We start from the raw sequence: 19266 nt of genomic DNA, 5'->3' as shown, positions 1-19266 counted from the left end.
CCAGCGGCACCCCGTCGGCGATGGCCCGGTGCGCGGCGGTGAGGTGGTCGCGCAGGAAACTGATGCGACCGCTGTCCTGGACGGTGTCGTCCGCGGACCGGCGGCGACCTCTTCCGCCGTCCAGTAGCCGGAGTCGATCAGCGTCGCCTTGATGTCGTCCTTGTAGACGGTCGCGATCGGCAGCAGGTACGACGGGACGACCTTGACGCCGTTGTCGTACGTCTTGGTGTCGTTGGCCTGCGGCTGCTTCTTCTGCAGGAACGCCTCGGCCGCGTTGACGGCCTGCTCGGCGAGCAGGCGGGTGTCCTTGAAGACCGTGGAGTTCTGCACGCCGTCGTTGATCAGCTTGATCGAGGCGATCTCCGCGTCCTGGCCGGTCACCACCGGGAGCTTCTTCGCGCCCTTGCCGTAGCCGGCGTTCTGCAGGGCGGTGATGATGCCCCGGGAGATGCCGTCGTACGGCGACAGCACCCCGTCGACCTTCGAGCCGTCGTTGTAGCTGGAGGTGAGCAGGTTCTCCATCCGCTTCTGCGCGGTCTCCTGCTGCCACCGCAGGATGGCGACCTGCTCGGGGGTGGTCTGCTTGGACTTGACGACGAGCGTCCCGTCCTCGATGAACGGCTTGAGCGTGTCCATCGCACCGCCGTAGAAGTACTGGGTGTTGTTGTCGTCGAGCGAACCGGCGAAGATCTCGACGTTCAGCGGCCCCTTGGCCGTGCCCTTCGAGCCGTCCTTGTTCAGCAGGCCGAGACCGACGAGCAGCGCGGTGCCCTGGGCGACGCCGACCTTGTAGTTGTCGAAGCTGACGTAGAAGTCGACGTCCTTGCTGCCACGGATCAGCCGGTCGTAGGAGATGACCGGGATCTTCGCGGCTGCGGCGGCCTGCAGCTGGCTGTTGAGCGCCGTGCCGTCGATCGCGGCGACCACCAGGACGTCAGCACCCTGCGTGATCATCTGGTCGACCTGCTGCGACTGGGTGGGGATGTCGTCGCCGGCGTACTGGAGGTCGACCTTGTAGCCCTTCGCCTCGAGCTTGGACTTCACCGCGTTGCCGTCGGCGATCCACCGCTCCGAGGTCTGGGTCGGCATCGACACGCCGATGGTCAGGTCGCTGGGCTTCTCACCGCTCTTGTCGCCGTCGCCGCCCGCTCCCTCGCCACTGCACGCCGCCAGGCTCAGCGCCAGCGCCGCGCTGCCGAGCGCAACCAGGAATTTCCTGCGCACGGGGTTCTCCTCTCTGGACTCCCCCGCCGACTGCCGGGGCCAACTGTCATCTTTCGGGTAGTGTTAGCGCTCACATAGATTGCGTCAACACCAGATCCGAAATACCGGTGTCACGGTCTCGTAACGGAGCATCCAGGTGAGCGTAGCCATCGGGTCAATCGGCCGGAAGTGAGGATACGACGACTCTCCGAGATCGGCTGACCCCCCGCACGGTGGTGCCCGTGGACGACCGCTGTCGTCCACGGGCACCGGTGCCGGACCGAGGTGGGGGCGTCGCGACCTCGGCGGTCGGCGGATCAGTCGGCTACCGCTGCGACCACCGCTGGTTGGCCGCCCCGGTGCAGGTCCAGAGGATCACCGTGGTCCCGTTCGCCGTGCCGTTGTTGTTCACGTCCAGGCAGAGACCGGACTGCGTGCCACTGATCGTCCCGTTGGCGTTGATCGTCCACTGCTGGTTGGTACCGCCGTTGCAGTCCCAGATCTGCACCTTGGAACCGGCCGTCGCGTTCGTCGGCGCGTCCAGGCACTTCCCGAGCGCCTGAAGGGTCTGGCCGTTGCGGGTCCACCGCTGGTTGGCGGCGCCGTTGCAGTCCCAGATGACCGGCTGGGTGCCGTTTGTCGTGTTGCTGTTCGGCACGTCCAGGCAGCGGTTGGAGGCGGCGCTGGCGTACGCGCTCGACGTGGTCGGCGGCGGCGTGGTCGGCGGGGTCGTCCCGCCACCGCTGACCCGGTACACCACCGTGCCGTGCGCGGGGACGCTGGCGCTGATCGTCCCGCTGCTGGAGCTGGTGCCATTGGTCCACGCGTCGACGAGGGTGAACGACGACCCGGACTTGCCGATGGCCGCGGCGGTGGTGGAGATCGTCGTCGTCGAGCCGCCCTGGTTGAACAGGGCGACGGCGACGTCACCGTTGGCGAGTCGCTTGGCCAGCACCCGACGCGTGCCGTCGAACGACACCTGCACGCCCTGCAACCCGAGCGAGTCCTGGTTGATGGCGATCAGGTTGGCGTTCTTGAGGATTGTCTGCGTCGCGGCGTTCATGTTCCGCACGTCGTTGCCGGCGATCAGCGGCGACGCCATGATCGCCCACATCGCGAAGTGGCTGCGCATCTCCGTGTCGTTCATTCCACCCCGGCCGACCTCCATCATGTCCGGGTCGTTGAACCCACCCGGGCGCGCGTAGGAGGCCAGCGGAACGGTCACGTTGATGATGTTCTGGATGCCCATCGGGTAGCCGTTGGTCTGGCCGGTGTCCCACGCGTTGGTGATGTCCTCGGTGGTCCTCCACATGTTCGCCACGTCGCCCCAGTTGCGCTGCGGGCCGGTCTTGGCGTGGATGCTGTTCGAGTTGATGCTGTAGACGATCGGCCGACCGGTGGCGGCAAGCGCGTCGCGCATCTTGGCGAAGGTGGTCACCTGGTCGTTGATGCTGCCCTCCGGCGAGCACCAGTCGTACTTGAGGAAGTCGACACCCCAGGCGGCGAACTGGCGGGCGTCCTGCGCCTCGTGGCCCCGGCTACCGGTGGCACCGGGGTAGGAGCCGAAGTACTGCGCGCAGGTCTTGTCGACCGGCACCTGGTAGAGGCCGAACTTCAGGTTCCGGGCGTGCAGGTAGTCGCCGAGCGCCTTCATTCCGCTGGGGAACCGGGTGGGGTCGCCCTGGATGTTGCCGGAGCTGTCCCGGTTGGGGTTGAACCAGCAGTCGTCGACCACGACGTACTGGTAGCCCAGGTCCCGCATACCGCTGCTGACGATCGCGTCAGCCGTCTGCCGGATCAACGCCTCGTTGATGTTGCAGCCGAACGAGTTCCACGAATTCCAACCCATCGGAGGAGTACGTGCCACGCCGTTGTCGAGCGCCTGCGCCGTCGGGGCACGAAGGCCGACCAGGGTGCCGGCAAGCAGTATTCCGGCCGCCAGCACGCTCCCCCAGCGACGACCTCGGGTAGTGCGGTTCATCGAGCCTCCTTGTCGGTGACGCACGCCGATGACTACGATCTCTGGTCGGTGCGCCGATAGTTGGACGCCAATTTTTGTTAGCGTTAACAGAGACGCCCATCATGTTACGGCGACATTTCACGAGGTTCAATACCTCAGCGCCGCGATATCGCTCGACATCGATTGGCTACGCTCCGCAACCCATCGAAGCGCGTCTTATCGGCGCAGAGGCCAGGAATTGGCGCACGCTGGCAGTGGCGCGCACGCGCGTACACCACTCAGCGGGCGGCGGCGGGACGTGCCCGCGCCGCCCGGAGGGCCGGCACCGGCGGGCGCGGCCGTCAGCGACGAGGTGGGGCGACGCTGTCGCGCGAGACCAGGGCCGGGGCGATGGTCTGCCGCAACGCCCCGCTGGTGCCCGAGTCGATCTGGGACAGCAACATCTGCAGGCTCGCCCGCGCCACCGCGTCGAAGTCCGGTCGGACGGTGGTCAGCGGCGGAATGAAGTACGCGGCCTCCGGCACGTCGTCGAAGCCGACCACGCTGATCTCGTCCGGAACTCGCCGGCCGAACTCGTGCAACGCCCGCAGCACGCCCAGCGCGAGATGGTCGTTGGCCGTGAAGACGGCGGTGACCTCCGGCATCCGCGCCAACATCTGCCCGCAGCGGTAACCCGAGGACGCGGACCAGTCTCCAGGCATCGGTGGCGGCGGATCCAGCCCGGCGGCCAGCAGCGCCTGCCGCCAGCCGTCGATGCGACCGACGCTGTCGAACCAGTCGGTCGGACCGGAGACGTGCCAGACCGTACGGTGCCCGGCGTCGAGAAGGTGTTGCGTCGCCGCCCGGGCACCCGCGACCTGGTCGACAGTCACCAGCGGGACCGGCCGGTTCGGGTCACCGTCGACGGTGACCAGTGGGACGTCCTTGGGCAGGCGTTCAAGTGCCTCACCGGCCGACTCGACCGGGGCGATGACCACGATGCCGGCGACCCGGTGCGACAGGTGCCGCTCGACGGCCGCCGAGATGGAACGGTGGTCCAGGTTGCGGACGCTGCCGACGCTGACCGCGAAACCCTCCTCGGCCGCGGTCTGCTCCAACGCGGCCAGCAGCGACGCCGGACCGTAGAGCGTCGTGTTCTGTGCGACCACGCCGATGACCTGCGATCGGCCGGTCACCAGCGCGCGTGCCGCGCCGTTGGGGCGGTAGCCGAGCTCGGCGATCGCCGCCCGCACCCGGAGCCGGGTCTGCTCACGGACGTTGGGATGCCCGTTGAGCACCCGCGACACCGTCTGATGGGAGACACCGGCGAGACGAGCGACGTCTGTCATCGCGGGACCGTGGACGGCCATTTCACTCCCCCCGCTACATCGCCGGACCGCGGCCCGTCGACGTCGACTGGAGCGGCCCGGCCCGATCCCCCCTCGCTCAGTCACCACGCCGGTGCTGAATCCCAGGTGACCAGCGCTGGATCGCCGATAGTCTACGCCAGCAACGGCCCCGAACACGGCATGGCTGCGCGGGGACTGCGCGACGCGCCACAGCCGTCCAATGCCGGGCACCGTACGGAAGTGGTGCGCCGGCCCGCCCTCGCTCCTGGACAGAGCGTGGAACAGGCCGGCGCGGGCCCGACGCGATGGCGCCGACTCGACATGCGGGTAGGCATGCGTTGCCGACGCCACCGGTCAGACCGATCGTCGTGTGACTGGTCTCACGGGGTTGTCAGGTCGAACCGCCGCACGGTGACCGCGCCACCGAGCGACTGTGTCGCGTGGTTGAAGATGGCGAACCGGTAGCCCATGAAGAACTGCCAGTTGTTCGCAAGCGTCAGGGCGTTGCCGAACGAGGTGAAGTTGACACCGTCGGTGCTGTACGAGAAGCGGGCCTGCCGGTTGGAGCCGGGTCTGATGTCGGCGTTGGCGCGCAACCAGATCCGGCCACCGGAGACGGCGGTGCTCGCCACTTCGCTACCGGTGCTCGTGGTGTTCCAACTGCCGTCCATCGTCAGGCCGTTCTGCATGACCAGCCGGGTGGATCCGTTGTCCCGTCTGATTCCGATCCAGGCGGACGAGTTGCGCAGCACGGCCAGGCCGGTGCGATCACCGTCGCGCATGGTGGAGTAGTCCAACTCGATGGTGGCTGTCGAGCTGGGGCCCTGGATGCGGTGTGTCAGCGTGTTGCGCGCCTTGTACAGGTCGCCGGTGACGGTGGCGGTCTGCAGGTTCAGCCCGTTGTTGACCGACCACTTGCTGTTGTCGGGGTTGTGGTTCCACTCCCACTGCGGGCCGAGCGTGGTGCCGGCGAACGTGTCGGTGCCGGTGAGCGGCTTGACCGCCCGGGGCGGGGCGGGCAGGTTCGGCTTCGGGTACGTGCTGCCCCACGCGCCGTTGACCGTCTGCAGCACGGGCCACCCGTCGCCGGTCCAGGTGATCGGCGCCAGGGCCGGCATCCGACCACCGGGGTACGCGTCGACGAAGGACATGTAGTACCAATCGCCGTTCTGGGTCTGCACCAGCCCACCCTGGTGCGGCACGCCACCACCGGAGATCGGACCGGGCAGGTTGAGCAGCACCTGACGCTGCTCGTACGGGCCGAACGGGCCGTTCGTCGACTTCAGCACGTACTGGCCGTTGGCCGGGCGGGTGAGCCAGATGTAGTAGGCGCCGTTGCGCTTGTAGAAGCGGGCGCCCTCGAGCGTGCCGATGCTCGACGGCGTCTGGTAGACCTGCTGGGCCCGGACCTGGGACTTCCCGTCGGCGGAGAGCTGGGCGACGCTGATGGTGCCGTTGCCGTACGCGATGTACGGGGTGTCGTTGTCGTCGAACAGCAGGCCGGCGTCGTAGTAGCAGTTGGGGATGGTGGTGTGCTTGCTCCAGGTGCTGTCGACGGCGGACGCGGTGTAGATGTGGGTCTGCGCGAAGTCGATGCACCCGGCCCAGTAGTACGTCCGGTTGCTCGGCCGGTAGTTGAGCGTCGACGCCCAGATCCCGTCGACGTACGCGTTACCGCCGCTCATGTCGTACTTCGAGCCGAAGTCGAGCCGGGGCACGGCATGACCTGCGAACTCCCAGTTCACCAGGTCGTACGAGCGCAGGACCGGCGCGCCGGGCGAGTAGTGCATGGTGGACGACGTCAGGTAGTAGGTGTTGTCCACCCGGATGATGTCGACGTCGGCGAAGTCCTGCCAGATGGCCGGGTTCGAGAACGTGCCGTTCGACGGCGGCGGGGTCGTCGTCGGGGGCGGCGTGGTGCCACCGTCGACGCGGACGAACTGCCACTGCTGGTTCGCGCCGTTCCAGTCGTCGTACTGCACGATGTTGCCGCCGTCGGCGGTCGAGGCGCCCTGCACCTCCATCACCTTGTTGCTGTTGCGGTTGATCAACCGGACGTAGCCGCCGTCGGAGTCGGCCAACCGGAACTGCTGGTTGGTGCCGTTGGTGTCGCTCCACTGCACGATGCTGCCGCCGTTGGCGGTCGAGAAGCCCGAGACGTCGAGCACCTTGCCGGAGAGCCGCGACTTCACCCGGTAGTAGCCACCACCGGAGTCGACGAACTGCCACTGCTGCTGGTTACCGTTGTTGCGGGCCCACTGGGTGATCCGGGCACCGTCGTTCGTGGCCAGGTTGTAGACGTCCAGGGCCTTGCCGCTGTTGCGGTTGACCAACACGTACCACGCGCTCGTGTCGACAGTCGCCGCGGCGGCGGGTGACGACACCACTGCTACGGCGGCGCCACCGACCATCAACGCCGCCGCGCTTGCGGCGACGATGCGGGGCAACCACCAACGCCGTCGCGGCGACGTTGCGATCGATGGAGACCTATCTAGGGCAGACATGATCCTCCTCCAGTGACCAAGAGCCGAACGGCCTGCCCGAGAGTGGGCGTACCGCGACGCGTGGCCGGGTGCGCAGGCGTCAAGAAGTTAGCGTTAACAAGACACCGGCGAGCCCTGGCGCACGCCTGATTCGAGATCGACGAGGCGAGGCTTGCCCGGAAAGCCAAGGTGTCGTCGTCCTTAGGCATCGACTGTGAGCGATAACATGGCGTTCGTCAAGACGTAACGTGCTGGGAACATCAGCCACCGTCGAACCCGAACCGTGGCGGAAAATGTCACGCACCGACTTCCCGCAGGCATCGGCCCAGATCCCGGTGCAGACCAGCGCCGCAGCACTTGAGGAACGCCCTTCGAGCACGTTAACATCGACGGTTGCCCATCGATTTCGCGGCCGACAGCTTCAGCCCTGCACCTTCACAGGGTGGAGCGCCGGCGTGGGAACGGCCGGCTGAGTGGGCGTGTCCGAGGCCGACACGACACCCGTCCTCGTGGCACCCGGGCCGGGGCCCGCGTCGACCGGGGAGGCGCCGCCCCGCCGCAGGGGCAGCGGCACAGCCACGTCCTTCAGCGACATGGCGGGTCGCTCGACCAGATGCCAGGAGAGCGCCGCGAGGACCAGAGTGCCGGCGGACGACACCGCCAGGTACGTGACGAAGCCGTACCGCACGCCGATGAGCAGGGCGACGACCTGCTGGACCGGGAACGCGTAGATGTAGACCCCGTACGAGTAGTCCCGCTTACGGCCCACCGGGTGTAGCCACCGGGGCAGCCCGACCGCCAGGTACAGCAGCAGGAACGCCAGCAGCGGCACCCCGACGACGTAGAAGCCGCCGAACCGCGCGGTAACGGCGACCCCGACGGCGGCGAGCGCCGCCAACCAACCGGTCATCGGCAGCAGGTGCGCGTACAGCTTGGCGACCGCGCCCAGCAGGAAGGCGAAGGTCAGGTAGATGAGGAGCTGCTTCTCGAAGATCCCGACGATCGGGTACGGGCCCAGGACACCGTGCTTGGCCGGTAGGACGACGAACCCGTCACCCCGGACGAAGTCCTCGACGACGACCCCGTACACCCCGAGCAGCAGCAGCACGACGGCGCCGCGCGCCCGGGCCAGCACCGCGGTGCCCGCCAGCGCGGCGAGCAGGACGTAGCAGACCACCTCGTAACGCAGCGTCCACAACGAGCCGTTGACGGGGCCGCCGAGCTCCATGGCACGGCCGTAGGGCACGTCACGCAGCACACCGGAGATCGTCCACTGGTCCATGGCCAACAGCCAGTTCGACCGCAGGTACTGCAACGGCCCCTGCGGGTGACCCCAGAAGCCGTCGAGGGTGCCCCGCTCGTAGTAGGCGATCGCCGGGGCCACCACGAGCGCGGTCACCAGCAGGCACACCCACAGCGCCGGCAGGATTCGCAGCGCCCGGTGCCAGAGGTACCGCAGCGGGCTGAAGCGCAGAGCGCTGCTGGTGATGAGGAAGCCGGAGAGGACGAAGAAGCCGTACACCGCGAGCCTGCCGACATCGGCCTGCCGCATGGTCTCGCTGAAGCCGAGCATCGGCCGCCCCAGCGCGAGGGGCCAGCTGTGCGCGACGAGCACCGCGAACGCCAGCGCCATCCGCAACAGCCCGATGCTGTTGGCGCGAGCGTCGAACCGATCGGCAAGCACGGGCAGCCTCCGGTCGAACCGGATTCTCGGCGAATGCGCCAACGACTGCTCGCTCATGACCATCCCAGGATCTCTGCCTCGACTGCTGTCCGGCACCGCCGAGCCCGTACTTTATGCGGCCCTTCGCCGAACGGACGGTAGGCAACGCCATCGATGCGCGGCAACCTACCGACCTCGTACTCCACGAACCCCTCGGCAGCACCCGGCGAGCTGGGTCGTTCTCATCGTCGGCGGGCGGAGGGTGGACGCAGTGGTTGATCCGTCCACCCTCCGCGACCGCACGACCTATCGGCGACTCCACTGCTGGTTGGTCTGGCCGGTGCACGTCCAGAGAACGAGCTTCGTGCCATTGCCGGTGCCGACGTTGTAGGGGTCCAGACAGAGGCCGGACTGCACCCCGGTGATGGTGCCGTTGGCGTTGACGTTCCACTGCTGGTTCGTGCCGCCGTGGCAGTCGTAGATGGTGACCTGGGTACCCGGGGAGGTGCCGTAGCCCGCAGCGTCCAGGCACTTGTTGCCGTACACCGTAAGCGCCTTGCCGCTCGTGTAGGTCCACTGCTGGTTGGTGCGGCCGTGGCAGTCCCACAACTGCACCTGGGTGCCGTTGGTGGTGGAGGAGCCGGGGACGTCGACGCAGCGGCCGGAGAGGGTACCCACGATCGCGGTCGTCGTCGATCCGCCACCGCTGCCCGGGTTGCCGATGCTGCCGGGCACCGACTGCAGGGCGCTGTACCAGCGGGCAGCCATCTTGTCGTAGCCGCCGGACGTGGGGTGGACGCCGTCGATCAGGTCGGCGGTGGTGAGTGCGCTCTGCATGTCGACGAGGTGCACCCGCTTGCCGGCGTTCACCTTGCTCTGCACGATGCCGGGGATGGCCGCGTTGAAGGTGCGGGCGGCCGCCGCCTGGTTGCTGTTGGAGAGCGGGATGATCTGCGCGACGAACACCTCTGCGGTGGGGGCTGTGCTGGTGATCCGGTCGATCAGGGTGGAGAGCCGGTTGGGCGCGGTGCTCACGTTGTAGTTCTGCAGGATGTCGTTGGTCCCGATGTGCAGCAGAACGTTCTGCGGGCGCTGCGTGTTGAGCCAGCCGACGATGTTGGCGTCGATCTGGTCGATCCGCCAACCGGGATGCCCCTGGTGGTCGTGGTCACCCAGGCTGGCGGGCCCGTTGAACTGCGACCCGACGAAGTCCACCGTGTAGCGACCGTTGACCAGGCGTTGCCAGAGCCCGATGCGGTAACCGCCCGGCACCTGGGTGCCCTCGGTGATGGAGTCGCCGAGCGGCATCACCCGCACTCCGCCGTTGGACTCCGCGCTGGCCGGGCCCGTCGAGGTCAGCACCCCGGCGAGGACCACACCGAGCGCGGCGGTAGCCGCGAGCCATCTTGCCCTTGTCCGCATACGTTTCTCCCCTGAAGTGGTAGTGCTGGCCGAGGAGTCAAGCCGTCGCGACCGTCGCCACATCGGCATGACAGTGCCGTCGCAGCACCGCGACGTTTGTTAACGCTAACAGCGATTCTTGTAAATTCTTGTCGCTGGTTTGGCCCACGTCAAGCACCAGCAGCGCGGAACAGTGAGCGGCACGGACGGCGGGCGACAGCGAGGACGAGCCGCCCGGCTGGCGGGTGGTGGCGGTGAGCGCCCTAGCCGCGGCAGGCCACTCCAGAACCCGGACAACCCGCCCGGCCAGGCATCGCCACCTCGTGATCCACTCCGGTTTCGTGAAGTCGGGCCGCCCCTCAGACCAGGACACCCCCACTTCATGAAACACGAGTGGATCAGGGGTGCTGTGACGCCCGACGGCCCCAGATGGGCATGGTGGTGCTACGGGCATGGTGGTGCTGCCGTGACGCCCGTGACAGGTACACCGAATGTAGGGCTTTTTCGCATAAAGGCGTTTGATGTGAGGATCGCTCGGCTACCTTCGCCCTGGTGGTGGCAACCGATTTGTCACCTTCTGCACCGACTGTGACGTGCGGAGACATGGTGTACGGAGAAGGGCTGGGTAGCTCGATGTCCAACTATCTACACCCGAACATGAGCGAGGTAGCGGCCGGACAGGCCCGTCCGCCGAAGAGGCGGCGGGTGCGCTGGCTCGTCGCCGGGGTAGCCGGATTGACAGGTGTGGTCGGCCTGGCCGCCTTCACCCCGGTCGGAGCGAGCGGAGCGTTCGGGGAGCGCGGCAACAGCCCGTCGAACGCCGGAACGCAGGTCCTCGCCGACGGCAACCGAGGCGGCGGCGACCACGGAGGCCAGGACCCGGGCGGCCGCGACGGCAAGGACCGCAAGAAGGACAACGACAGTCGAGACAGCAGGGGCGACGACTTCCGGTCCGTACCGTGCAACTCCGACGAGTTGATCGCGGCGATCGTCCGCGCGAACGCCAACTCCGGGGCGAAACTCCGGCTCGCCGAGAAGTGCACCTACACGCTCACCAGATCCGCACCCCCTCCACCCGTACCCTTCGGCGCGGTCGGATTGCCGATCATCACGCAGCAGGTCGTGATCGACGGAAACGGGGCCACCATCGTCCGCGCGGCCAACGCCACCCCGTTCCGAATCCTCGAGGTCGGAACCGGCGGCGACCTGACACTGCGCGACGCCACCATCAAGGGCGGCCTGGCCGATGGCGGGCTCGGCCAGGGCGGCGGTGGCATCCGGATCGACGTCGGCGGCAGGGCCACCATCGAGAACACCAACGTGGTCTACAACCACACCAACGGCCCTGGTGGCGGTATCGCCAACTTCGGCGTCACGAGGATCCTCGGCGGGGGCGACCACGGCTGGAACGGCAAGGACAAGGACAAGAAGGACGGCGGCAGCACCATCAGCAACAACAGCGCCGTGTTCGACGGTGGAGGCATCTTCAACAACGGCAACCTCACCGTGGAGAACACCCGACTGAGCTACAACAACACGATCGGAGTCTTCAACATCGTGCCCATCGGCGGCGCGGGTGGCGGCCTGTCGAACAGTCAGGTCGCGGTGCTGAACAACGTCCGCCTGGACAACAACACCGCCGGGTTCCGTGGCGGCGGCATCCGCGGTGGCATCAACTCCACCACCGAGGCCAAGAACGTCGAGATCAACGACAACCGGGCCGGCAGCGAAGGCGGCGGAATCTTCTCCGACGGCACCTTCCACCTCAAGCACGGCAAGGTCCACCACAACGAGGCCGGCCAACGCGGCGGCGGCGTCTACAACCAGATCAACCAGTTCGTGGCCGAGGACAGCTGGATCAGCGAGAACGTCGCGAGCACGAACAGCACCATCGAACACGGCGGTGGCGTCTACAACACCAGCGGCGTCGTCGTCCTGCGCCGCACCCACGTCGACCGGAACCGGGCCATCGGCTCGAGCTCGCGGGGCGGCGGCATCTACAACAACAACACGCTCACCCTGACCGAGAGCAAGGTCACCGACAACATCTCCACCCTGGCACCCGGCGGCATCTTCAACGACGGCGGCCAGGTCACCGTGGACCAGAAGACAGCCATCAGCGGCAACCGGCCCACGAACTGCACGCCCAGCTCACCACCTGTGCCCAACTGCTTCGGCTGATCGTCCGATCGCCCCGGCGTTCGGCTAGCGAGAGGTAGGCATCCGGTCCCGCACGGTTTCGATCGATCGGAGCTGCGGCGGGACCGGATGCCGTCCATCTGACGATCGCGGGTTCGCACCGCCGCGCCGCACGTGCCGGGTGTGCCGTTCAGGTCTCGACGATGTTGTTGTTCTCGTCGATGCCGTGGGTGCGCCAGTAGACGTCCCACTCGTCGTCGACGTGCTGCGGGACCTTGCCCTCCGGGTAGCGGACGTACGGAGGGGTCGGCTCCTGCCCATCCGGGAAGCAGGCGCTGCCGCCCTGCCCGCCGACCGCGATGGCCGGATACTCACCACCGGAGCAGATGCTCTCCCGATACGAGCAACCAGTCGTGGCCATCAGCCCACCAAGGCTGACGACGGCCAGGGCGATCATGATTCGCGTTCGCATGGGGAAATCCTCGTCGCCCCGCCGGCACTTGCCATCCGCACGCGTACTCACGTCACGACTCTTTGGCGGGCGCAGCAGGACCGTGGTCCAGCCCCGATCACGTTGCGCGATGTCGAACCGATTAGTAACGCAGCGTCACGCCGACGCACCATTGATCGCCCTTAAACAATTGAGGGCCCTGAACCGCGTTTCCGCAGCTCAGGACCCTCATGATCTGTGCGCCCGAAGGGACTCGAACCCCTAACCTTCTGATCCGTAGTCAGATGCTCTATCCATTGAGCTACGGGCGCTCGTGCTCAGCCAGTGTACACACCCGGCTTTCGCGCGGAGACTCCGGGATTCGAACCCGGGAGGGGCTTTAAGACCCCAACCGCATTAGCAGTGCGGCGCCATAGACCAGACTAGGCGAAGTCTCCCTGGTGATCCTCAGACCACCGCGCCCGAGGATACAGGTCACCACCCACCGGGGGCAAAACGACTTCCGGGGTACGCCCACCAGGGCCGCCCGCCCCGGTGATTCCACGCTGTGCGCCAGCGTGATCGGGACTACGCTCCATCGATATGCAGGAGCAGCCACCCAGCGAGTCGACCCGTCGAGAGCCTGCTGATCGAGCGCGTCGGCGTTCCCCACGGGCCACCTTCAAGGCACCGACCGTGGCCGAGCCGACAATGGCCGAGCCGACAGTGACCGAGGAGCCCACCGTGCCGGTGGAGCCCGCCGATTCGACGGCTGCACCGGCGGCCGCTCCGGCGAGTCAGCGTCCGCGACGGGCCAAGGCTGCCCCGGCGGTGCTCTTCCAGCCACCGGAGCCGGACCGCCCCCTGCCTCGGCAACCCCGGAGCACACCTGCCGACCTGGCCAGCGACGCGAGCGCGGAGCAGCCGGATCCGGTCAACGGTGAGGAGCCGGGCCCGACAGCGGACGTCGCACCGACAGCGCCCAGGGCCCGGACCACGCCGGCTCGTAAGGCAGCCCCCCGGAAGGCGGCCGAGACGCCCGCCGAGGTGACCGCGCCCACGCCGGCACCGCGCAAGCGGGCGGCAAGCCCCACCAAGCGTGCGGCCACCCCGCGCAAGAGCACCGCCCCGACGAAGCCCACCCCGGAGCCCGTGGCCGAGCAGCAGACCACACCCGCCGAACAGCAGACGGCACCGGCAGAGCCCGCCAGGCGGCAGGTTGCGCCGGCAGAGCCGGCCGTGCGGCGGGCCGAGCCGGCTCTGGGGCGTACCCCGGAATCGGAGCTGCGCGCGGTCGCCGCGCGCGTGCTCGACCACCCGGGCTTCGCGCCGGAGCTGTTGGCTCTTGCCGCGGTGCGGGCGCTCGGGCCCGGCGCGGCCGGATGGGCCGAGGGGTTGCGGACCCGGTATCCGGACGCGTCGGCGGACGGGTTGGCCCGGTTGGCGGCACGGCGGTTCGGCCGCGCGGCGGGTGCGGGCGGGGCGACCGCTGCGCTTGCCGGCTTCTTCGCGCCGCTGGCCGAGTTGGTTGCGGTGCTGTGGACGCACTCGTCGCTGGTGCTGCACCTGGCCGCCGCGTACGGCAAGGATCCGACGCATCCCGACCGGGCCGTCGACCTGCTGGTGCTGACCCAGGTGCACCCTGATCGGGCGAGCGCGGCGGCGGCCCTGGCCGCCGCCGAGACGGCGGGTGACCCGGTCGAGGGGGCGTGGCCGCGGGCGGGGGAGGCGGCCTGGCGGTTGGCTGCGCCGCTCACCGCGCAGGCCGGCGGTTGGGTCGCGTTGCGGCTGGCAGCCCGGTTGCTGCCGGGCGCCGCGGTGCTGGCGGCGGCGCTTGGTGACTCGGCGGCCGCCGACCGGCTCGCGGCCCGAGCGGTGGCCGTCTACCGCACCGACCGGCGCTGACCGGTCAGAGCCAGTCGAACCACTCCCGGGGCAGCAGCGCGTAGCCGACGAAGGCGAACACGTCGAGCAGGGTGTGCGCAATGACCAGCGGCATCACCCGCCGGGTGCGCAGGTAGAAGAGGCTGAACACCACGCCCATGATCGCGTTGCCGACGAACGCGCCGAAGCCCTGGTAGAGGTGGTACGAGCCGCGCAGCAGCGCACTGGCCGCGATGATCGCGGCCAACCGCCACTGGAGCTGGCGCAGCCGGGTGACCAGATAGCCGACCACGATCACCTCCTCCAGCACGGCGTTCTGCGCGGCGGCGAGGATCAGCACCGGGACCGCCCACCAGACGTCCGGCAGCGACGCCGGCACCAGCGTGGCGTTGAGGTTCAACTGGGCCGCCACCCAGAACAGCGCCAACCCGGGTAGGCCGATCAGCGCCGCCAGGCCGGCCCCGCGCGCCACGTCCTGACCGGGTCGTCGGGCGTCCAGGCCGAGGGTCCGCGCCGGGTCGCCGGGGTCACGGCTGAGCAGGTGTACGGCGAGCAGCACCGGTAGCAGCGCGAACACGATGCCGAGCAGTTGGTACGTGAGGTCCAGCCAGGGTCGGGCCGACGCCGAGGTGTTCAACGAGGCGGTCTGCTTGGAGAGCGGCCCGTCGGCGGTCAGCTTCGCGATGATCGACACCACCGCGTAGACCGCGGACTGGCCGAGGGAGAGGCCGAGGACCAGCAGCGTCTCGGTGCCCAACAGCCGGCGGGACACCGGGCGGGTCAGCTCAACGGTCACCGCACCACTCTGCCCGACGTTCGGCGCCGGTGACACGGCCGACCGGTCACCATGAGCCGATCGCACATTCTGTGCGACCAGTCGACACTCTCCGTGGAGATTCTATGAGCGCCCGATCCGTTGCCGTCTGGAGAAGGAGCGTTCGTGGACAACCTCGCGCGGTTGCTGAAGGAGAGTTGGACCCTGGTCGAGGACGACCGGGTCCGGCTGAGCGGCCACTTCTACGCTCGGCTGTTCCTGCTCGACCCCGCCCTGCGGCAACTCTTCCCGGTGCAGATGACCGGCCAGGGCGACCGGCTGCTCGAAGCGATCATCGCGGCCATCCACACGGTCGACGACCCGGAGAGCTTCGACGAGTTCCTCCGGGCGCTGGGCCGCGACCACCGCAAGTACCACGTCGACGAGCGGCACTACGCGACGATGGGCGTCGCGCTGCTGGACGCGCTGCGCAGCACCGCCGGCGACGGCTGGAACCTGGAGTACGACCAGGCCTGGCGGGAGGCGTACGCGGCCATCGCCGCACTGATGGTGGCCGGTGCGGCGGCCGACGACGACCCGCCGTTCTGGCACGCCGAGGTGCTGACCCACGAGCGGCACGGCCCGGACACCGCCGTGCTGACCTGCCGGGCGCTGCAGCACCCGCTGCGCTGGCAGGCGGGGCAGTACGTCAGCCTGGAGGTGCCGCGCTACCACCCCCGGGTGTGGCGTAACTACTCGGTGGCGAACGCCCCGAACGACGACAACGTGCTGGAGTTCCACGTGCGGTCTCCGGGCGCCGGCTGGGTCTCCGGCGCGCTGGTGCGTCGGGTGCGGCCGGGCGACCTGCTCCGCCTGGCGGCACCGATGGGGTCGATGACCCTGGACCGCACCTCGGAACGGGACATCCTCTGCGTGGCCGGCGGCGTCGGCCTCGCGCCGATCAAGGCGTTGGTGGAGGAGTTGGCCACCTTCAACCGGACCCGGTGGGTGCACGTCTTCTACGGTGCCCGGCAGGCAGCCGACCTGTACGGCCTGGCCGGTTTGCAGGAGTTGGTGGCCGTACACCCGTGGTTGTCGGTCACCCCGGCGTGCAGTGAGGACCCGGACTTCGACGGCGAGCAGGGCGACATCCCGGACGTGGTGGCCCGGTACGGCCCGTGGACCACCCACGACTGCTATGTCTCCGGCGCCGCCCGCATGGTCCGGGCCACCCTGCGGGTGCTCGCCGCGGACGACGTGCCGTCGCCGCACATCCGCTACGACACCTTCGGTGACCTCTAGACGTTCCTCCCCCCACACCGGGGCGCGTGCCCCTGCCCCCTGGGGCACGCGCCCCGGTCCCTCCCTCGGTCAGTAGCGCCAGGGGTGCCCGGTCTCGCGGTACTCCTCCACCGGCACCAACGGCACGCCCGGTGCCATCCGGTCGACGTAGAGCCGGCCCTCCAGGTGGTCGATCTCGTGGGCGACCAGTCGGGCCATGCCGAACTCGAACGACGTGATGATCCGACTGCCGTCCCACTGGGCGTGCTCCACGTCGAGTCGCAGCGGACGGGGCACCAGACCTCGGTGGTCGAAGAAGGAGAGGCAGCCCTCGTACTGCTCGTCGGTCTCCAGGTCGGCGTCGACCACCCGGGGGTTGAGCAGAACGACCGGCTCCGCCGACCGGTCGGGGGGTCGCACCACGGCCGCCGAGCGGCCGATGCCGAACTGCGGCGCGGCGACACCCACCCCCTTGCTGAACGGGTGCAGTTCGTCGAGTCGGGCCAGGGCCATGGTGAGCCGGTCGACCACGTCTCGGGCGACGTGTTCCTCGGCGGGCAGGTCGAACGGGCGGGCGCGCTGGCGGAGCAGGTCGTCCCCGCGCTGCACGATGCCGAGGCCGCGCATCCGGTCGCTGGGTCGCACGCGGGCGCTGCCCGGCCCGGGGTCCGGTTCGGTCTCCGGGCGGGCACGGAACCGCCACTGCATCCGATAGCGGGCGTTCAACGGCGGGTCGTCGGTCTGCCAGTCGTAGATCGCCCGGTCGCCCTCTTCCCGACGCTGCGGTGCGGTCCGCAGCGGGCCCTCCTCGGCGCTGAGCGAGGTCTCCACGCCCCACACCTGCGGGTCGAGCACCGCAGGCAGGTCCAGGCGTACGGCGAGTTGCCGGGTGGGCAGCCGGACGGCCCGCTGGAACCAGGGGCCCCACTTGTCGTGCCCGACGCTGTACGCGTACTCGATGACGGCCCGGTCGCCCGGGTAGAGGGGGAAGCGGCGCTCTCCGTTCTCGAAGAGCAGCCAGATCTCCTTGAACGCGTCCCGATCGTGTTTGGCCCGCCAGTGCATCGGCTCCGGGTCGCCGCCGCCGTCGTCCCGCCGGGCCTGTATCTGTAGCTCGGCGAACGTGAGGGGGTGCTCCCGGTGGTGCCGGTTGGAGCGGCCGGGGTCGTTCGGGTAGCGGTCGACGGCGACCCGGACCAGGTAGCGGTTGACCGGTTCGGTGCCGGCGTTGTACAGCTCGCGGTGGATGACGCACAGGTAGCCGTCGTCGGTGTGGGTCAGGGTGGCCAGCTCCCGTTCCACGACCAGGCCGGTGCCGGGTGGCAGCCACTGCCCCGGCAGGTACGGCTCGCGGTGCGGCTGACCCACCCGGGCGTGCCGCAGGTCGTCGTACTCCCGGAAGCGCTGCCAGATCGCGCCGCTGGCCTCCAGGACGGCTTCCGCGCGGCGGGCGAAATCCTCGGTGGGGCGGTGCCGGCGCCCCTCGACGTGGCTCACGTAGGACGGGTCGAACCCCATCAGGACGGCCAGTTGCTTCTTGGACAGCCCTCGCCCCGTCCGTTGCCGGGCGAGCTCGGCCGCGAAGGAGTCGGCAGCCCGTTCGAGGGGTGAGGTCGTCATCAGCTTCCTCGTGGCCGGGGATATAAGTTTCACGTTCCGTACCCGGGCACACACGCATGTGGCATGTTTTCGACACTCTGCTTGACAATTCACCGATGGCCATCGATCGTGCGGCGGCGTTTTCCTGCACCGACTCCGGGTAGTACGCGAAGCGCTACTCCCGAAGCGCGGGGTGAGCTGGGCGTCGGGGATGTGACCAAGGTGAGCCTTCCCTTACGGCCACGGGTGTGGTTAGGCTAGCCTTAGCTCAGGACGGCAGCTGTTCGTCCGCCGGGGCGTACTCCTCGGTCACAGAGACAGGGGACGACTCAGGTGACAGCGGTGATGCCACGGCGGGAAGCTGCCGCCACGCCGCTCGCCCCCGTCACCGCGGCTCTCCGGGCCATGTTCGGCACCGACGACCTCCCCGGGCTCGCCCGGGGCCTGCTCGTCGACGACGAGCTCGGCTGGGCACCCGCCACCACCCTGATCGACGGCAGCCGACTGTCGGAGCTGCTGAACGGCGCCGCCGTCCGCTGGGGCGGCACCCCGCACGCCTGCGCCGCGCTGGCCTGGAAGTCGTACAGCTACTGGGCCGCGTTGCCGGTCGTGCTCGGCTGGGCCTCCGCCCGGCGGGTCCCGCTGCTCGACCCGGCCGATCTGCTGATCCACTTCGAGGACCACCGGCAGCTGCTCACCATGGGCCTGCGCCGGGGCACCACCGTGGCAGTGCTGCCAAACGACCCGCTGGCGCTCACCGGCCTGCCGGAGGTGCGGGTCGTCGCCGACGACGCGGAGCTGCTCGCCGCACTGCGTGCGTCACTGCTCGACGCCCACCTGGCACCGCTCATCACGGCGATCCAGTCCGAGGTCCGGGTGGGCACCCGGACGCTGCTCGGCTCGGTCGCCTCCGGCATCGCGCACGGCATCCTGCGGGCCGCCGACGCCCTGCCCGGCTCCACGGTGCAGAGCATCGACACCCTGCTCGGCGCACTCGACCTCACCGACCTGGTCGAGTTGGTGCCCGGGCCGACCGGCGAGCCGACCGTGCAGCGCCGCACCTGCTGCCTCGCCTTCACGCTGCCCCGGCCGAAGGTTTGCCAGGGTTGCTGCGTCCGCTAGGGCGGGTTTCGGCCACACG

12 protein-coding genes, 2 tRNA genes and 1 pseudogene are annotated in these 19266 nt (G+C 69.0%); 4 read left to right on the top strand and 11 right to left on the bottom strand.

Annotation, left to right across the window (positions count from 1 at the left end; genetic code table 11):
* Positions 1-117 precede the first annotated feature (117 nt).
* The 6 genes and pseudogenes from chvE to ACWER9_RS20935 form a co-directional block, all read right to left on the bottom strand.
* Positions 118-1089, bottom strand: a pseudogene (chvE, locus tag ACWER9_RS20960) (multiple monosaccharide ABC transporter substrate-binding protein); the annotation flags it as partial.
* A gap of 439 nt (positions 1090-1528) precedes the next feature.
* A complete protein-coding gene (locus tag ACWER9_RS20955) occupies positions 1529-3184 on the bottom strand; it encodes a glycoside hydrolase family 27 protein (protein ID WP_452303419.1) in 1656 nt (551 codons plus the stop codon).
* A 320-nt stretch (positions 3185-3504) separates the two neighbouring features.
* Positions 3505-4491: a LacI family DNA-binding transcriptional regulator gene (locus ACWER9_RS20950; protein WP_452303418.1), complete on the bottom strand. Its 987-nt coding sequence runs from the start codon at positions 4489-4491 to the stop codon at positions 3505-3507.
* 380 nt (positions 4492-4871) lie between these two features.
* On the bottom strand, positions 4872-6995 hold the full coding sequence (locus ACWER9_RS20945; protein WP_452303417.1) for a family 43 glycosylhydrolase: 2124 nt from the start codon (positions 6993-6995) through the stop codon (positions 4872-4874).
* Positions 6996-7395: 400 nt separating this feature from the next.
* Positions 7396-8715 (bottom strand): acyltransferase family protein, encoded by a 1320-nt coding sequence (locus ACWER9_RS20940; RefSeq protein ID WP_452303416.1) that lies wholly within the window; start codon positions 8713-8715, stop codon positions 7396-7398.
* A gap of 228 nt (positions 8716-8943) precedes the next feature.
* Entirely contained in the window at positions 8944-10059 is a 1116-nt protein-coding gene (locus ACWER9_RS20935) for a ricin-type beta-trefoil lectin domain protein (RefSeq protein WP_452303415.1), read from the bottom strand.
* Positions 10060-10641: 582 nt separating this feature from the next.
* Between ACWER9_RS20935 and ACWER9_RS20930 the strand changes: the two genes are divergently transcribed.
* On the top strand, positions 10642-12219 hold the full coding sequence (locus ACWER9_RS20930; RefSeq protein ID WP_452303414.1) for a hypothetical protein: 1578 nt from the start codon (positions 10642-10644) through the stop codon (positions 12217-12219).
* 148 nt (positions 12220-12367) lie between these two features.
* Here the strand turns inward: ACWER9_RS20930 and ACWER9_RS20925 are convergent, their stop codons facing one another.
* The 3 genes from ACWER9_RS20925 to ACWER9_RS20915 form a co-directional block, all read right to left on the bottom strand.
* A complete protein-coding gene (locus ACWER9_RS20925; RefSeq protein ID WP_452303413.1) occupies positions 12368-12649 on the bottom strand; it encodes an SCO0607 family lipoprotein in 282 nt (93 codons plus the stop codon).
* A 217-nt stretch (positions 12650-12866) separates the two neighbouring features.
* A tRNA-Arg gene (locus tag ACWER9_RS20920) sits at positions 12867-12939 on the bottom strand.
* A gap of 35 nt (positions 12940-12974) precedes the next feature.
* Positions 12975-13065, bottom strand: a tRNA-Ser gene (locus tag ACWER9_RS20915).
* A gap of 238 nt (positions 13066-13303) precedes the next feature.
* On the opposite strand from ACWER9_RS20915, the gene ACWER9_RS20910 reads away from it, so the two are divergent.
* Positions 13304-14512, top strand: a complete 1209-nt coding sequence (locus ACWER9_RS20910; protein WP_452303412.1) for a hypothetical protein — start codon at positions 13304-13306, stop codon at positions 14510-14512.
* Positions 14513-14516: 4 nt separating this feature from the next.
* Here ACWER9_RS20910 and ACWER9_RS20905 read toward each other — a convergent pair whose 3' ends face one another.
* On the bottom strand, positions 14517-15287 hold the full coding sequence (locus tag ACWER9_RS20905) for a CPBP family intramembrane glutamic endopeptidase (RefSeq protein ID WP_452303411.1): 771 nt from the start codon (positions 15285-15287) through the stop codon (positions 14517-14519).
* Positions 15288-15431: 144 nt separating this feature from the next.
* On the opposite strand from ACWER9_RS20905, the gene ACWER9_RS20900 reads away from it, so the two are divergent.
* Positions 15432-16547 carry a globin domain-containing protein gene (locus ACWER9_RS20900; protein ID WP_452303410.1) on the top strand — a complete coding sequence of 372 codons (1116 nt, stop codon included), beginning with the start codon at positions 15432-15434 and terminating at the stop codon, positions 16545-16547.
* Between the two features lie 69 nt (positions 16548-16616).
* On the opposite strand, the gene ACWER9_RS20895 is transcribed toward ACWER9_RS20900, so the two are convergent.
* Positions 16617-18146, bottom strand: coding sequence for a peptide deformylase (locus ACWER9_RS20895; RefSeq protein WP_452303409.1), 1530 nt, complete (start codon positions 18144-18146; stop codon positions 16617-16619).
* A 324-nt stretch (positions 18147-18470) separates the two neighbouring features.
* On the opposite strand from ACWER9_RS20895, the gene ACWER9_RS20890 reads away from it, so the two are divergent.
* Positions 18471-19247 (top strand): hypothetical protein, encoded by a 777-nt coding sequence (locus ACWER9_RS20890; protein ID WP_452303408.1) that lies wholly within the window; start codon positions 18471-18473, stop codon positions 19245-19247.
* The last annotated feature ends 19 nt before the right edge of the window (positions 19248-19266 follow it).

The sequence above is a fragment of the Micromonospora sp. NPDC003944 genome (assembly GCF_053605225.1).
This window is presented reverse-complemented; position numbering and strand designations above follow the sequence as displayed.

Bases quoted from the DNA above. Each gene is read 5' to 3' on its own strand.
- ACWER9_RS20955 (WP_452303419.1), bottom strand. From the start codon at position 3,184: ATGAACCGCACTACCCGAGGTCGTCGCTGGGGGAGCGTGCTGGCGGCC.
- ACWER9_RS20950 (WP_452303418.1), bottom strand. From the start codon at position 4,491: ATGACAGACGTCGCTCGTCTCGCCGGTGTCTCCCATCAGACGGTGTCG.
- ACWER9_RS20945 (WP_452303417.1), bottom strand. From the start codon at position 6,995: ATGTCTGCCCTAGATAGGTCTCCATCGATCGCAACGTCGCCGCGACGG.
- ACWER9_RS20940 (WP_452303416.1), bottom strand. From the start codon at position 8,715: ATGAGCGAGCAGTCGTTGGCGCATTCGCCGAGAATCCGGTTCGACCGG.
- ACWER9_RS20935 (WP_452303415.1), bottom strand. From the start codon at position 10,059: ATGCGGACAAGGGCAAGATGGCTCGCGGCTACCGCCGCGCTCGGTGTG.
- ACWER9_RS20930 (WP_452303414.1), top strand. From the start codon at position 10,642: ATGGTGTACGGAGAAGGGCTGGGTAGCTCGATGTCCAACTATCTACAC.
- ACWER9_RS20925 (WP_452303413.1), bottom strand. From the start codon at position 12,649: ATGCGAACGCGAATCATGATCGCCCTGGCCGTCGTCAGCCTTGGTGGG.
- ACWER9_RS20895 (WP_452303409.1), bottom strand. From the start codon at position 18,146: ATGACGACCTCACCCCTCGAACGGGCTGCCGACTCCTTCGCGGCCGAG.
- ACWER9_RS20890 (WP_452303408.1), top strand. From the start codon at position 18,471: ATGCCACGGCGGGAAGCTGCCGCCACGCCGCTCGCCCCCGTCACCGCG.